The 14308-nt window shown below is 69.0% G+C and carries 10 protein-coding genes; 5 read left to right on the top strand and 5 right to left on the bottom strand.

Annotation, left to right across the window (positions count from 1 at the left end; all coding sequences use genetic code 11):
* The first annotated feature begins 8 nt into the window (after positions 1–8).
* Both PQI23_RS10115 and PQI23_RS10110 read left to right on the top strand, forming a co-directional pair.
* Positions 9–3509, top strand: coding sequence for an error-prone DNA polymerase (locus tag PQI23_RS10115; protein WP_339974146.1), 3501 nt, complete (start codon positions 9–11; stop codon positions 3507–3509).
* Positions 3510–3556: 47 nt separating this feature from the next.
* Positions 3557–4873, top strand: coding sequence for a nicotinate phosphoribosyltransferase (locus tag PQI23_RS10110; RefSeq protein ID WP_339974144.1), 1317 nt, complete (start codon positions 3557–3559; stop codon positions 4871–4873).
* Between the two features lie 10 nt (positions 4874–4883).
* On the opposite strand, the gene PQI23_RS10105 is transcribed toward PQI23_RS10110, so the two are convergent.
* Genes PQI23_RS10105 through PQI23_RS10095 form a run of 3 tightly spaced genes read right to left on the bottom strand, consistent with a single transcriptional unit; the run spans position 4884 to position 7803 of the window.
* Positions 4884–5156 carry a DUF3039 domain-containing protein gene (locus tag PQI23_RS10105; protein WP_339974142.1) on the bottom strand — a complete coding sequence of 91 codons (273 nt, stop codon included), beginning with the start codon at positions 5154–5156 and terminating at the stop codon, positions 4884–4886.
* A 29-nt stretch (positions 5157–5185) separates the two neighbouring features.
* On the bottom strand, positions 5186–6757 hold the full coding sequence (locus PQI23_RS10100) for a hypothetical protein (protein ID WP_339974141.1): 1572 nt from the start codon (positions 6755–6757) through the stop codon (positions 5186–5188).
* Positions 6727–7803 (bottom strand): ABC transporter ATP-binding protein, encoded by a 1077-nt coding sequence (locus PQI23_RS10095; RefSeq protein WP_339974286.1) that lies wholly within the window; start codon positions 7801–7803, stop codon positions 6727–6729. Before PQI23_RS10095 ends, PQI23_RS10100 begins: the two co-directional genes overlap by 31 nt.
* 129 nt (positions 7804–7932) lie before the next feature.
* On the opposite strand from PQI23_RS10095, the gene PQI23_RS10090 reads away from it, so the two are divergent.
* Together PQI23_RS10090 and PQI23_RS10085 are read left to right on the top strand one after the other, a co-directional pair.
* Positions 7933–8721 carry an ABC transporter permease gene (locus PQI23_RS10090; protein WP_339974139.1) on the top strand — a complete coding sequence of 263 codons (789 nt, stop codon included), beginning with the start codon at positions 7933–7935 and terminating at the stop codon, positions 8719–8721.
* A 1-nt stretch (position 8722) separates the two neighbouring features.
* Complete coding sequence (locus PQI23_RS10085; RefSeq protein ID WP_339974137.1) at positions 8723–9499, top strand: ABC transporter ATP-binding protein; 777 nt, start codon at positions 8723–8725, stop codon at positions 9497–9499.
* Here the strand turns inward: PQI23_RS10085 and PQI23_RS10080 are convergent.
* Complete coding sequence (locus PQI23_RS10080; RefSeq protein WP_339974135.1) at positions 9487–10728, bottom strand: CDP-glycerol glycerophosphotransferase family protein; 1242 nt, start codon at positions 10726–10728, stop codon at positions 9487–9489. The two genes, PQI23_RS10085 and PQI23_RS10080, sit on opposite strands and share 13 nt — an antisense overlap.
* 77 nt (positions 10729–10805) lie before the next feature.
* On the opposite strand from PQI23_RS10080, the gene PQI23_RS10075 reads away from it, so the two are divergent.
* Positions 10806–11864 carry a glycosyltransferase family 2 protein gene (locus tag PQI23_RS10075; protein ID WP_339974133.1) on the top strand — a complete coding sequence of 353 codons (1059 nt, stop codon included), beginning with the start codon at positions 10806–10808 and terminating at the stop codon, positions 11862–11864.
* Here PQI23_RS10075 and PQI23_RS10070 read toward each other — a convergent pair.
* On the bottom strand, positions 11861–14257 hold the full coding sequence (locus tag PQI23_RS10070) for a CDP-glycerol glycerophosphotransferase family protein (RefSeq protein WP_339974131.1): 2397 nt from the start codon (positions 14255–14257) through the stop codon (positions 11861–11863). The two genes, PQI23_RS10075 and PQI23_RS10070, sit on opposite strands and share 4 nt — an antisense overlap.
* Positions 14258–14308 lie beyond the last annotated feature (51 nt).

Here is a 14308-nt window from a genome sequence, read left to right as displayed (position 1 = left end):
GAGGCCGCATGCGCTGGAGCAATTCCTCGCTCTCGTGGGATGAGTTCGAACGTCGACTCTCCGGCCGCGCTCCTGATGCGGTGGGTGCCGCGGGCGCCGCGGGCGCTGCGGGTCCCACGGGTACTGCGAGCGCCGCGGGCGCCGATGCCCGCACGCGGCGCGCTCCCGATGAGCAGGCAGTCCCCGCACCACCGAATCCCGAGACGGTCGTACCCTACGCAGAACTCCACACCCACTCGCACTTCAGCTTTCTCGACGGATCCTCATCTCCCGAACAGCTCATCGACGAGGCGGCCCGTCTGCGGCTCTCAGGCATCGCCCTCACCGACCACGACGGCTTCTACGGCGCGGCCGCGTTCGCCGACGCCGCAGACGCTCACGCGCGACGCTCCCCCGACGCCGCTCCGCTCACGGTCTACGGCGCCGAGCTGTCGCTCGGTCTCGATGCGCCGCAGCTCGGCGCCGCCGACCCCATGGGCACCCACCTGCTCGTGCTCGCCCGGGGCGCGAGCGGCTATCACCGGCTGGCGGCCGCCATCACCGAGGCGCAACTCGGCGGTGGCGAGAAGGGGCGCCCGGTCTACGATCTCGAGGCCCTCGCAGCTGCGGGCGGGAACGAGTGGGCGATCCTGACGGGCTGCCGCAAGGGCTCCCTGCGCCGCGCCCTCGACAGCGCTTCGACTCGCGCCGCCGGGGATGCGCAAGCGCTCATCGAGCTCGATCGACTCACCGCGCTCTTCGGCCGCGACAACGTGCACGTCGAGCTCACCCATCACGGGCATCCGGGCGACGACCCGCGCAACGACCGGCTCGCCGAGCTCGCCGCTGCACGAGGCCTTCCCACCGTGGTCACCGGAAATGTGCACTACGCGACCGCAGCCGATGCGCCGCTCGCCGAATCCATGGCGGCGGTACGTGCTCGGCGCAGCCTCGCAGAGCTGGATCCGCACCTGCCCGCCTCCGGCTCCGCCCACCTGCGCAGCGGTGCCGCGATGCTGCGGCGCTTCGCCAGGCACCCCGACGCCATCGCCCGCACGGTACCGCTCGCCGCGGAACTCGCGTTCCCATTGCGCGCGGCCCGACCGCGTCTCCCGAAGCTCGACGTGCCCGACGGCCACACGCAGATGAGCTGGTTGCGATCCCTCGTCTGGGAGGGCGCCGAACGGCGGTACGGCATCGCACTGCCGGAGAGCCACCGATCACGCATCGAACGGGAGCTCGAGGTCATCGAGCAGAAGGACTTCCCCGGCTACTTCCTCATCGTGCACGATCTCGTGCGCGAGGCGCGCAGCCGGGAGATCCTCTGCCAGGGGCGCGGATCGGCGGCGAACTCCGCCGTCTGCTTCGTGCTCGGCATCACCTCGGTGGATTCGATCTTCTACGATCTCCCGTTCGAACGCTTCCTCTCCAGCCTGCGCGACGAAGAACCCGACATCGACGTGGATTTCGACTCCGAACGGCGCGAGGAGATCATCCAGTACGTCTACGAGCGCTACGGACGGCGCAACGCCGCGCAAGTCGCCAACGTCATCACCTACCAGCCGAAGGCGGCGATCCGCGACGCTGCGAAAGCGCTCGGGTACAGCGCCGGGCAGCAACGCGCGTGGACGCGCGGGCTCGAGCGCCACCGCACCATCGAGGAGGACCCGGAGAGCCCGATCCCGATCTCCGTGCAGCGTCTCGCCCAGGCCTTCCAGAAGGCGCCGCGACACCTCGGCATCCACTCCGGAGGCATGGTGCTCACCGAGCGCCCCGTCGGCGAGGTGTGCCCCATCGAGCACGCGCGCATGGAGCACCGCACCGTGCTGCAGTGGGACAAGGAAGGCTGCGAGACCATGGGGCTCGTGAAGTTCGACATGCTCGGGCTCGGCATCCTCAGCGCGCTGCGGCACACGTTCGACATCATCGCCCAGTCGACCGGCGAGCAGTGGACCTTCGACACGGTGCCGAAGGAGGAGGGCGGGGTGTACGACATGCTCTGCCGCGCCGACGCCATCGGCGTCTTCCAGGTCGAGAGCCGCGCGCAGCTGAACACGCTCCCCCGTCTGCTGCCGCGTCGGTTCTACGACCTGGTCATCGAGATCGCCCTGATCCGCCCCGGGCCGATCCAGGGCGGTGCGGTGCACCCGTATCTGCGGCGCAAGAACGGTCAGGAGGACGTGGTCTACCCCCACCCGAAGCTCGTGCCGGTGCTCGAGCGCACACTCGGGGTGCCGCTCTTCCAGGAACAGCTCATGCAGATGGCGATGTCCGTGGGCGGATGCAGCGGCGAGGACGCGGATCTGCTGCGTCGTTCCATGGGGTCGAAACGCGGTCAGGAGCGCATCGACAGCCTCAAGGCCAAGCTCTTCGAGGGCATGGCGGCGAACGGCATCACGGGCGACGAGGCGACCCGCATGTACGAGCAGATCGAGGCGTTCGCAGGGTTCGGGTTCGCCGAGAGCCACTCGATCAGCTTCGCCCTGATCGTCTACGTCAGTTCCTGGTGCAAGCTGCACTACCCCGGAGCTTTTCTCGCGGGTCTGCTGCGCGCGCAACCCATGGGGTTCTACAACGCGCGCTCGCTCACGGAAGACGCACGTCGGCACGGCGTCGAGGTGCGCCCGCCCGACGTGCAGCGCTCCGAAGCGCTCTCGACCCTCGAGCCACTGGCACCGCTCGCGCCGAACGAGCCCGGCGATGATGCCGGGCGGGATCGCCGACCGCCGACCGGCTCGGACGATTGCCTGGCCTCGCACCATCCCCACCCCGGCCCCTTCGTGCGCGACGCACCCGACACGAGTGCGCTGCATCGCAGGGATGGCGCGTTCGCGGTACGGCTCGGCCTCACCGAGGTGCGCGGGATCGAACGCGATACCGCGGAGCGCATCGCCCGCGCACGCGCCGACGCGCCCTTCCGCGACCTCGCCGACCTCGCCCGGAGAGCCGATCTCGATCGCACCCGCTTGGAGGCCCTGGCGGCTGCCGGAGCATGCGAGAGCCTCGGCCTCGACCGCCGGGAGGCGCTGTGGGCGGCCGCCCCCGCCTCCGACAACCGCGAGCGCTTCCTGCCCGGCATCGCGGTGCACGTGCAGCCGCCGCTGCTGCCCGTGCTCAACACCGCCGAGCAGACGGCTCTCGATCTCTGGACGACCGGTGTCGCGACCGGGACGCATCCGCTCGCCCTCCTCCGCGACGGGCTCGACGCCCGCGGAATCATCCGGTCGGATCGTACCCGGCACACGCAACCGGGATCCGTGGTGGAGGTGGCGGGGCTCGTGACGCATCGACAGCGCCCGGGTACCGCGAGCGGGATCACATTCCTCACGCTTGAGGACGAGGCGGGTACCGTCAACATCGTCACATGGGCGAAGGTCTGGGCGCGCAACCGGCTCGTCGCCCGCGCCTCTCCCGCGCTCATCATCCGCGGCGTGCTCGAGCGCTCGCCCGAAGGCGTCGTCAACGTGATCGCGCAGACATTCGAGCCGCTCGCCGCACCGATCGGCGTGAATTCGCGCGACTTCAGGTGATCCGCGCCGTACTGCACCGCTCCGGCCCGAACGGCTAAGCTGACGGGGTGCATACCTCGACGGCGCTGCTCACCGATCACTACGAATTGACGATGGTAGATGCGGCGCTGCAAGCCGGCACCGCTCACCGTCGCAGCGTATTCGAGCTGTTCGCGCGGCGGCTCTCCGGCGCCCGCCGCTACGGCGTCGTCGTCGGCACCGGACGCCTCCTGGAGGCGATCGAGCGCTTCCGCTTCACCGACGCAGAGCTCTCATACCTGAGCGAGCAGCAGGTCGTGAGCCCCCGAACGCTCGACTGGCTCGCTGATTTCGCGTTCAGCGGCAGCATCTGGGGCTACCCGGAGGGCGAGGTCTTCTTCCCGGGCTCCCCGCTGCTCACCGTCGAGTCGAGCTTCGCCGAGGGCGTGCTCCTCGAGACGCTCGCACTGAGCATCCTGAACTCGGATTCCGCAGTCGCGACCGCGGCGTCGCGCATGGTGCACGCCGCCGCGGGCAAGCCGCTCGCCGAGATGGGATCCCGACGCACGGGCGAGTACAGCGCCGTCGCCGCAGCGCGCGCCGCGTACATCGCGGGGTTCACCGCAACCTCGAACCTCGAGGCCGGTCGCAGCTACGGGATTCCCACCATGGGCACCGCGGCGCACAGCTTCACCCTGCTGCACGAGACCGAACGCGACGCGTTCGCCGCCCAGGTCGCGGCGCTCGGCACGGGCACGACGCTGCTCGTGGACACCTACGACATCGACCAGGGCGTCCGCACCGCCATCGAGGTGGCCGGGACGGATCTCGGGGCCGTGCGCATCGATTCCGGAGATCTTCCCGTCGTGGTGCGCAGGGTGCGCCACCTGCTGGACGAACTCGGCGCGACGCGCACCCGCATCACCGTCACGAACGATCTCGATGAGCACACCGTCGCGGCGCTCGCCGCGTCGCCCGTCGACAGCTTCGGCGTCGGAACCTCGGTGGTCGTCGGCTCCGGGACCCCGACGATGGGCATGGTCTACAAGCTCGTGGCCCACGAGGACGCATCGGGCGAGTGGGTCTCCGTTGCGAAGAAGTCGGCGGAGAAGGCGTCGGTCGGCGGCCGCAAGAGCGTGCGACGCTCGTTCACGGCGGGGGGCGTCGCCTCACGCGAGCTCATTCTTCTCGGCGATGGCCCGGGCGGCGCGGCTGAAGGCGACGACTCGGATGGACGCACGGTGCTCGCACCGCTCATCGTCGACGGGGAGATTCAGACCGGATTCACCGGGGCAGATGGGATCGCCGCGGCGCGTGAACGCCACCGGTCCAGCGTTGCGGAGCTTCCCCTGGTCGCCATGAGCCTGACTCGCGGGGATCCCGCGATCCCGACCGAGTACCGCTGAGCCGCTGCCGCTACTTGCGCATCCGCTCGTAGACCTTCTTGCAGTCGGGGCAGACGGGGAACTTCTCAGGATCGCGCGACGGGGTCCACTTCTTGCCGCAGAGCGCGCGAACCGGCTTCCCCGTCATCGCCGACTCCATGATCTTGTCCTTCGGCACGTAATGCGAGAACCGCTCATGATCGCCGTCCTCGATCTGCGAATCCTCGAGCAGTTTCTCGAGCTCGCGGTCGAGCACATCCGTGCTGCCAGCGGTGTCGGAATCGTTGCGCGTGAAGATGCCCATGCGCTCAGTCTACTCCTCGCGCCGCGGGCTCAATCGAAGACTTGAGTGACGGCGATGAGCTCCGGGCCACTGCGGTCGAAGAGCCATCCGCCGATCAGCACCCCGAGCACCAGCACCACGAGGCCGTAACCGATTCCGAACCCGAGCGCCCACATATTCGCCGTGAACTCCACGTCCAGGATCGCGCCGACCGCGAACCAGACGGGCGGCACGGCGAGTGCCAGTGCGAGGATCATCGCGAGGGTCTGCGCGAGACCCGACCCGTTTCCCGCGCCCTGCGGCTGCACGAACGGACTGTCGCCGGGACGCGTCGCCGGATACGGCGTCAGCACGGAGAAGATGCACGACACGGCGCAGGCGACGAGCAGTACGCCGAGGTTCATGCCGACCACGGCGGGAAGGATGCGCCAGTCTCCGACGATCGTCACGGTGACACTCGAACCGATCACCGCGAGCGGCACACCGATCATGAGCACCGGGGCCAGACGCCCGGCGCGATCGGAGCGGCCGCGTGTCCCGCTCGCGACATGCTCCCAGATCGCCGTCGAATCCATCGCGATGTCGTTGTGCTGCGACCATCCGAGCAGGAGCAGCATCACGGGGAGCGGAACGAGGGCGAGCGCGGTGAGGGGCGCCCCGGCGACCCAGAACGCGAGCAGCATGAGCACGGGCGCCAGCGGGATCGCGAAGAGCGCCACTCGGTAGCGGGGATCCCGCGCCCAATATGTGAGCTGTCGAGCTGCGATCACCTGCGCGGGACGCGCGGAGAAACGCTCGAACCATCCGAGCCCGCTCCGCGCGATTCCGGGAGAGAGCGGACGTTCGATGCGCCGATTCGACGCTGCGACGAGCGGGAACCAGATCGCCAGGAGGAGCACGACCGCTCCGGCGACGATGGCGAGGTGAACGCCGGTCGCCTCCAGATCTCCCGCCGCAGCCGCCTGCACTGCGGCGAACGGGGCGCCGAACGGCGTCCAGCCGAGTCTCTCCGCAACGCGTTCGGCAGTCTCGAACCCGCCGGGCGCGAGCACCGTCGCACCCGCGAAGACCGCGAGCGGCAGCGCCGCGACGATGAGCACGACGCCCGTGGTGCGCAGCGCCCCGGCGAAGCGCTGCCCGGCGAGCAGACGCGACAGCAGCGACACGACGCGCACGCTCGCCACCGCGAGGAGGGCCGCCAGCACGAACGCGACCGGAACCGCCCACGCCGGTTCGCGCCACTCCGAACGCGAGGCGGCGAGCGTGGCGAGCCAGATGATCAGCAGGAAGAACGGCCAAGTGACCACGGTCGACACGAGCAGCCCGCTCGCGATCGCACCGGAACCGGCCGGGTACTGCACCAGTTGCCGGGGCTCGAGCATGCGCCGGTTCTCGAAGAACGGAACCAGGAACACCCCAAGCAGGATCGCCGTCCCGATGATGAGGTCGACGACTGAGCGCTCCTGCGGGTCGTCGACGAGCACTCGAGGGGCGACCGCGAGGAGCACGGCGCCCGCCACGAGAACGAGGGCGAGCAGCGTTGCGCGGAACGCCCGTCCGAATGAGCCGCGGAAGCCGCCGCCGAGCAGAGCTACTCGGAGTCGGAAGAGCCGGAAAGCCACTCGAGTCCCCTTCTCGCCTCGCTCGCCCCGGTGAGCTGCACGAAGCGCTCCTCGAGACTCATCCCGTCGCGCACCGCATCCACGGTGCCTTGGGCGATGACACTGCCGTCGACGATGATCGAGACATGGTCGCAGACGCGCTGGATCAGATCGAGGCTGTGACTCGACATCACCACACTGCCGCCGCCCGACACGTAGCGCTCGAGGATCTCGGTCACGTTGGCCGCGGACACCGGATCGATGGCCTCGAACGGCTCGTCGAGCACCAGCACCTCGGGCGCGTGAATCATGGAGCAGGCGAGAGCGATCTTCTTCTGCATGCCCGCCGAGTAGTCGGATACCAGACGTCCGAGGGCGGACTCGAGACCGAACGCCTCCGCCAGCTCGGCGGAGCGCGTCGCGACCGCGGCTTCGGGAACGCCGTGCAACACGCCGCTGTAGTACAGCAGTTGAGCACCGGTGAGGCGGTCGAACAGGCGCAAGCGGTCGGGCAGTGTCCCGATGAGCCGCTTCGCAGCAGGGCCGTCCGCCCAGACGTCCACACCGCTCACCGTGACCCGACCCGACGTGGGCCGCAGAAGGCCGCTGATCATCGAGAGGGTCGTCGTCTTCCCGGCCCCGTTCGGCCCGACGAAGCCGGTGAAGGATCCCGCGTGCACGTCGATCGAGACATCGCCCGCGGCGACCAGTGACCCGTACGTCTTCGTCAGCATCTCGGTTCGCAGTACCACCGGGTTCTGCTCGGCGATGCGACCGCGTTCGCGGGCGCGTACGACCGAGGGCACGGGCACCTCGATGCGGCCGGTGCGCGGCGGGCGGGGTGCGCTCCGAGGCGTCGCGTCCTCCGCCGGCGCCTCGTCCGGAACCTCCGAGGCTGCGGTCGGCGCCGATGCAGCCTCCACAGGCCCGTCGGCCTCCACGGGCCCGGCGGGTTCCGCGGGACGCGGCGGTGCAGGCGGCCCACCGGCCGCACGACTCGGGCGCAGGCGCGATCCGCCGCTCATCCCGGTCGACATCTCGCCGATCACCGTCTCTTCACTCGGCATCGACCCATTGCGGGGTTCGGGCTCGGGCAGGGCAGACGGGGTCACGGGCGGCACGGGTTCTAATTTAGCAAAGGTTGAGGGTGCACTTCTGTGGCCTCGCCGTCCTCGGGAAGACGGCAGAATAGCAACGTGACCTTTTCACCCCGCTCCCGGACCCGGCGCGCCAGCGCGTGGTCGTCGCTGTGGCTGCTGACGCGGCGCGACCTCAAGGTCCGCTATGCGACTTCACTGCTCGGCTACCTCTGGTCCATCCTCGATCCCCTGCTGATGAGCCTCATCTACTGGTTCGTCTTCACCCAGGTGTTCCAGCGCACCGTCGGCGAGCAGCCGTACATCGTCTTCCTGCTCACCGCGCTGCTGCCGTGGGTCTGGGTCAACGGCGCGATCTCCGATTCGACGCGCGCGTTCCTGCGCGATGTGAAACTCGTCAGATCGGTCGCCCTGCCCCATTGGATCTGGGTGGGCCGGATCGTGTGCTCGAAGGGCATCGAGTTCCTCCTGAGCCTGCCGGTGCTCGTCGCCTTCGCGATCTTGAGCGGTGCCCCCGTCGGCTGGGGCGTACTGCTGATGCCGGTGGCGGTGCTGCTGCTCGCAGCCCTCACCCTCGGCGTCGGGCTCATCGTCGCCCCGCTGGTCGTCTTCTTCCGCGACCTGGAACGGGCGACCAAGCTGATCCTGCGCGTTCTGTTCTACGCGTCGCCGATCATTTACGGCGCGCAGGATCTGCCGGAGTTCGCGAGGCCTCTCGCGTGGTTCAATCCCCTCTCCGGCATCTTCGCGCTGTTCCGTGCCGGATTCTTCCCCGATCAGATCGATTGGCCGCTCATCGCCGCGTCGACCGCGATGACCCTCCTCTTCCTGGGAATCGGAATCCTCGTCTTCCGCCGCACCATCGGCGGCGTGCTGAAGGAGCTGTAACGTGACCACATCCGATCAGGGCTCCCCCGAGGCCGCACCGCTCGCCGAGCGCATCATCTCCGTCTCGCACCTCGGCGTCCGCTTCCGCCGCAATCGAGGATCGCGACGCAGCTTCAAGGACCTGCTCTCCGGCCGCGCACGGCGGGAGCGTCCCGGCGATTTCTGGGCGCTGCGCAACGTATCCTTCGACGTTCGCGCCGGCGAGGCCATCGGCGTGGTCGGGCGCAACGGACAGGGAAAGTCGACGCTGCTCAAGCTGGTCGCCCGCGTCCTCTTCCCCGATGAGGGACGCGTCGAGGTGCGCGCCGGGGTGGCGCCGCTCATCGAGATCACCGGAGGATTCGTCGGCGATCTGACCGTACGAGACAACGTCTGGCTCACGGCCGGGCTCCACGGACTGAGCAAACGCACCATCGCCGCGCGCTTCGACTCGATCATCGAATTCGCGGGAGCCGAAGACGTCGTCGACACCCCCTTCAAGCATCTGTCGAGCGGGATGAAGGTGCGCGTCGCGTTCTCGGTGATCTCGCAGCTCGATGAGCCCGTGCTGCTCGTCGACGAGGTCCTCGCCGTCGGAGACAAGGCGTTCCGCGCGAAGTGCTACGCGCGCATCGAGCAGATCCTGGCGGAGGGGAAGACCCTCTTCCTCGTCTCCCACAACGAACGCGATCTCAGGCGCTTCTGCACCCGTGGGCTGTACCTCGATGGCGGGCGGCTCGTCCTGGACAGCGACATCGAGGCAGTGCTCGAGCGGTACAACTCGGATCACCCGGTGTAGGGCCCCTCTCGTCGAGCCCGCTCCGCGTCGGCGCGATCGAGTAGATCGCTGATCGCCGCGTGGAATCGGCGTGTCGGCGCACCAGGGCTCGTATCGCCGAAGTAGTGCGCCGACCACGTGCTGAGCCGCTCGCGCGCCGCCTCGTCGCCGATCACCCGATCGAGCACCGCTGCGATGCCGGGCGTCTCCGCCGCATCGAGCCATTCGCAGACCCCCAGATACCCCTGCTCGTCGACCGCGGCCTCGGGCGACACCGGCCGAGTCACCATCAACGGTCGTCCCGTCGCGAGCCGATCGTAGACCATCGCCGAGATGTCGCAGATCGCGACGTCGGGCAGGCTCAGCTGCCATCCCAGACGAGCGCTCGTGTCGTAGACGTGCTGGGCCGTCGGGTCGGCACGATTGGCGGCCTCGATCATCGCGATGATCCGCTCGTTCGCCGCTCCGAATTCGCTGTCGACGACTCCGCTCCGCGGGTGGGGCCGGTACACCACGCGATGGCGCCCCGTGGCGATCAGCGACCGGACGAGCGTCTCCCCATGGCTGGCCACGGAGCCGTAGCTCGCCGCTGGCCGATCGCCCTCCCAGGTCGGGGCGTAGAGCACGACCGTGCGCTCGTCGGGCGTGAATGGCGGGTCTCCGGCGAGGTGATCGGTCTGCGGTCGCCCGATCGCCATGGTGCGGGCGTCGACGTCGAAGTTCCACAGCGCTCGTGAGAGCCGCTCGCGTGCGGCATCGCCGGCGACGAAGGCGAAGTCGTAGGCCTGATGCTGATTGCTCGTCATGTACATCTTGTCGCTCTCGCCGTGATTGACGAAGACGTGCCAGCGCTGCCCGTACCGCATCATCTGGAAGTTGCGCGTGTTCTGATTGACGTACAGGATCACGTCGAGGCGCTGCGACTCGAGCACCTGCTCGATCTCGGTCACCCGTCGCACGAATTCGACGGCGAGGCCGCTCTCGCGCATCAGCTGCCGTGCGCCCGCCGCGTTGCGCGAGAGCACGAGCACGGGCCACCGTTCCGAGAGCTGCTGCAGCGGCGCGTACCACTGCCGCATCTGATAGATGTTCACGTCGCTGTCGGCGAAGTACACGCCGATACGGAAAGACCCTTCCGGCAGCGGCCCACGCTGGTCGAGCAGCTTGCGCAATTCGGAGTACGCCTGACGCCGCTTGAGCACGCGCTTGCCGAGCCGGAGGGCGCGACTGACATCTTTCGCCAACTGCATCCTGCAAGCCTAACCCGATGCGGCGCTCCACCGCCCGAGCCATCGGGAGCAGACGAGGAATGTGCGAGGATCGACGCGTGCATCTCCCCGTTCTGCCCGACCTTCCGGCCGTGAGCTACATCATGCCCGTGCTCAACGAGGAGGACTTCCTGGAACGCGCCGTGCGCACGATCCTCTCTCAGGATTACGCCGGGGAGAAGGAGATCGTGCTCGCATTGGGTCCCTCTACGGATCGAAGCGATGCGATCGCGGCGTCGCTCGCGGCTGAAGACCCTCGCGTGCGTCTGGTGGAGAACCCGGAGCGCGACATTCCCGCTGGCCTCAATCGCGCTGTCGATGCGAGCCGCTACCCGGTGATCATCCGTGTCGACGCGCACTCGGAGTTGACGCCCGAGTACACGCGGCGCGGAGTCGAGATCCTCGCCCGGGAGCGCGTCGCGAATGTCGGCGGCATCATGCGCGCGGCTGGAATCGGCGACGTTCAGCGTGCCATCGCTCGCGGCTACAACAGTCCCTACGGCCTCGGCGGCGGCGCTTATCACGGCGACGGAGTGCCCGGAGAGGCGGAATCCGCGTATCTCGGCATCTTCAGGCGCGAGGCTGTGGAAGCCGTCGGCGGGTACGATCGCGAGATCCTGCGGGGCGAGGACTGGGAGTTGAATCTCAGGATCCGCAGGTCGGGCGGTCGCGTCTGGTTCTCCCCCGAACTGAGGGTCACGTACTGGCCGCGCGCGAGCCTCAGCGACCTCGCGCGCCAGTTCTTCGCCACCGGCACCTGGCGAGCTGTGCTCGTGCGCAAGTACGGGCGGGCGAACCCGTGGCGGTTCTTCGCTCCAGGAGCGCTCGTGCTGGGGCTCGCTGCGAGCACTGGCGGGCTCGTGCTGCTGGCCGCAGGAGTGCTCCCGTGGGCGTCGGCCTGGCCGGTGCTTCTCGTGCCGGGAATCGCGTACCTCACCGGAATCGTCGTCGCCACGGCCCGCATACCCGACCAGCGCGGCGTTCACGATCGGATCCTCACCGCAGCGACGCTCACCACGATGCACGTGACCTGGGGCGCGGGGTTCCTCCGCGGCATCGTCTTCGGCGGCGGACGACTTTTCGGACGGGGACGCGTAGTGGATCGCTCGCGCGTCTAGAAGGACACCCGAGAGGCGAACGGGTCGCCCTCCAGCGCGCCCCGCTCGATGAGGGCGTCGACCACGCGCACCGCGGCGCCTCCGTCGTCGTGCGGAGCGAACCGCTCACGCCAGGCCTCGGCGGGATCCGAGAATCGGCGCATCCACGCGGCCTCCCGGCCCTCGTCCGCGAAGGCTCGGGCATGGGAGACCACGTCCTCACGCGCATCGAGCAGCGGGCCCGGCGCGTCGCGCTCGAAATCGAACGTGAACCCGCGCTCGCGATCCCGGTAGGCGGCGAGGTCGGGGACGAAGAAGAGCATGGGCGTTCGCGATACGGCGGCGTCGAACATGATCGACGAGTAGTCCGTGACGAGCACATCGGCGGCCAGGAGAACGGTGGCGACATCGGGAACGTGTGACGCGTCGATGACGCGCCCGCTTCCGCTCGCGTAGCTTCCGAAGGCGTGCGTGCGCGTGTGGCCGCGCGCGACGACGACCCAGTCGTCCCCGAGGTCCTCGGCGAGTCGCCTCACGTCGAGATCGTCGACGAGGGTCACTCCGCGATCGCGCCACGTCGGCGCGTACACGAGCACGCGCGCCTCCGCAGGCACCCCGAGCTCGGCACGCGCAAGTCGGGCGGCCACCGGGTTCACGGAATCCCCGGCCAGCGCCCGGGCGAGAACATCGTCGCGCGGATACCCGGTCTCGAGAATCTCGCCGCTGAACGCGTAGCTCGAGCGGAACTGCTCGGTCGCATGCGGATTCTGCGACAGCATCAGGCTCCACCGCCGGCTTTCCCTGCGCACCGCGAGCCGGGTGCGCAGATTCACGTCGGGTCGTCCGAGCGCCAGATGCTTGAGCATCGTGCCGTGCCAGGTCTGCAGCACGATCTGACCCCGTCGTCGACGGAACCGATAACGGAGCCAATCGTTGACGATCAGGAGCCGCACGTGCCGGCGCGCAGCGAACCACTCGCGTCCTCCGACGAGCAGCGGAACCGCGCCGCTCGGCACCGCGCGGCGCTCGCTGTCCACGCTCCAGTAGCGGGTGCGCCCGGGAAAACGGCGGGCGATCTCGCGGTCGAGCGCGAGCGGATTGCAGCTGACCTGGCGTCCGTAGAAGCTCTCGAAGAAGATCCCCTCCGGATCGATGAGTTCGGCGGCCGGAGTGCGCAGGCGCCGAATCTCCCCGAGAACGCGTTCGGCGGATCGGCCATCGCGGTACGTGTGGAAGCGCTCGCCGAGGGCGCGCGCCTCCCCGACCAGCGCGGAGCGAGCCGCCGGTCTCGAGAGCGACTCCCACGTCGCGATGACTCCCGCCCAGTCGCGGGCGATACGCCCGGCAGCGGTGACCTCCAGCGGTTCGTACAGCCCGCGCGTGCTTCCGTAGCGTTCGAGGTCGGGAGCGAACCAGATGATGGGTCGACCGAGCAGCGAGAAGTCCAGCGCGATGGACGAGTAGTCGGTGACGACCGTGTCGAAGGCGCCGAGCATCGGCGTGATATCGCGCAGCGTCTCGGAGTCGAGCAGGTGCACGCGCTCACCGAGCAGCGCGTCATAGGCACCTCTGCCGAGCGGGTGCGGACGAATCACGAGATGCGATCCGAGGCGTGCGCAGGTCTCGCGAAGTGCGGCGAGCTCCGCGTCGGTCGGGAGAGCAGGATCGGGCTCGCCGTCTCTCCAGGTCGGGGCGTAGAGCACGAGCGACTCGGATTCCGCGATGGTCGCGCCGTCCCGTTCGAGCAGTGCACGCACCCGCGATCGAGCCGCGTCTCCAGCATTCACGGCCGCCGCGGAGCGGGCGAGCGCGTCGTCGCGTGGATCGCCCAGCACCCGCACCTTCCCGGGAGCCACGCGGAACGCCGTGCGCAATCGCTCTGCGGCGACCGGTGATCCCGCGACGTAGAGATCCACTTGACGAGCGCCGGCGCGGTACATCCGCCTGAGCAGTGAGCGGATCAAGGGCGATCCCGCGACGGCAGTGGTCACCGGCGAATCGAAATGCAGACGCTTGATCGGCGCTCCGTGCCACAGCTGAACGATGAACCCGCCCGCGACGCCGAATCGGTTCGCGTCTCCGAGGCCGTGCGTGACGATGATGTGCCCCGCCCGCAGGGTTGCCCAGAACCCGGCTCGGCCACGTCGCGGCACCGCGGCGAAGCCCTCGCTTCGGGCACGCTCTGCTTCGTCCTCGTCGGCGACCAGCCAGGTGATGTGCGCGTCCGACTGCTCGGCGCTCAGTGCGCGGGCGACGGCGAGCGCACCCTCACCCACTCCTGCCGCGCTGCCGAAGACCCATCGGGCGCCGACGCGCGGCACGAACCACGACAGCACGAACGACAGCGCGTACTTCGGTATGGCGAGAAGCTTCGAGAGGTTGCCGCTCGCGAAGTCGAATCCGGCGGTACTCATCGGTACCACTGTAGGGCATCCGCTGCGGGTGATCCGCCCTGAGATATGGAA

Origin of the sequence: Leucobacter sp. USCH14 (assembly GCF_037619215.1) — a bacterium.
Taxonomy (GTDB): domain Bacteria; phylum Actinomycetota; class Actinomycetes; order Actinomycetales; family Microbacteriaceae; genus Leucobacter.
This window is presented reverse-complemented; position numbering and strand designations above follow the sequence as displayed.